This is a genomic window from Streptomyces doebereineriae, assembly GCF_031845645.1.
Classification (GTDB): Bacteria; Actinomycetota; Actinomycetes; order Streptomycetales; family Streptomycetaceae; genus Streptomyces; species Streptomyces canus.
In genome coordinates this window covers 1-975 of record NZ_JAVREZ010000055.1, presented here as the reverse complement: position 1 = coordinate 975, position 975 = coordinate 1, and the positions used below count along the sequence as shown (strand labels likewise).

The window sequence follows — 975 nt, the reverse complement described above, 5'->3', positions numbered from 1 at the left end:
GCTCGACGACAGCAGCTTTCTGGTGATCGAGCGTGGTTACGGCACGCACGTCGCGGTGCGCATCTACCGGGCCGACGTCGTCGAGGGCTCCACAGAGATGACCAAGACGCTGCTGGCTGATCTGACCACCACGCCAGGTCTGACACCTCTGGACAACATCGAGGGAATCACGTTGGGGCCCAAGCTGGCCGACGGTCGGCAGTCGGTGATCGCGGTCAGCGACGACAATTTCTCGCCGACCCAGGTGACGCAGTTCCTGTTGTTCGCGTTGTAGGCGGGTGTGGCGCGTCGAGATTGACGTGAGGGTCGTGAATCTCGCCGAATCACGACCCTCACGTCAATAGCGGCGAGCGGGCCAAAGAACAGCGGGCCGACTCCGCGCGCTATTTCAACAACGCGTGACGATCGAAGTAGAAATACGTGTACGCCGCGGTGATCGCACAGACGACGGTGGCCACCAGCAGCATCTGCGAACCGCTCACCACCACGCTGATGAAGCCACCGATGACGGCTCCGCCGGCGAAACCGGCCCAGAGCAGGAAATAGCCCAGCCAATCGCTGAGTTGGCCTCCGCTGATGTGGCGTTCGATGCCCTGGCCGAGCTTGACCAGAGTGCCGGTCACGTAACTCAGCGGGATCGACACCTCGCCATCCTTGACGAACGACGTGTTCAATGCGCCGATACCGAAGGCCACGAACAGGATTGGGACGTACGGAACATCGCGGGCCGTCCAGCCGCGCTCGATGAGGTCGACCACGGTGGACACCACCAGCGCAAGCGTCGTCAGCACGGTCGCGCCATGGGGGTGATTCACCCAGAGGTGACGACGGCACAACGATGCGATCACCACCCCGCCGACGAAGGAGAGCAACAGCAGTGCGGCCCCGATCGCCAGCCACTCCTCACCCTGGAAGAGCCCGAGGAACGCCCGCTCGGTATTGCCGGTCATGAAGGTTACGAAGTACCCCGCCGAA

General features: G+C 63.0%; 2 protein-coding genes. One reads left to right on the top strand and one right to left on the bottom strand.

What is annotated here, in order from left to right; all coding sequences use genetic code 11:
• Window positions 1-274, top strand: a 274-nt coding sequence (locus RNB18_RS50655) for an esterase-like activity of phytase family protein (RefSeq protein WP_311720880.1), incomplete at its 5' end; no start/stop codon positions are given.
• A 109-nt stretch (window positions 275-383) separates the two neighbouring features.
• On the opposite strand, the gene RNB18_RS50650 is transcribed toward RNB18_RS50655, so the two are convergent.
• The coding region (locus RNB18_RS50650; RefSeq protein WP_311720879.1) for a YoaK family protein at window positions 384-975 on the bottom strand (592 nt) is incomplete at its 5' end.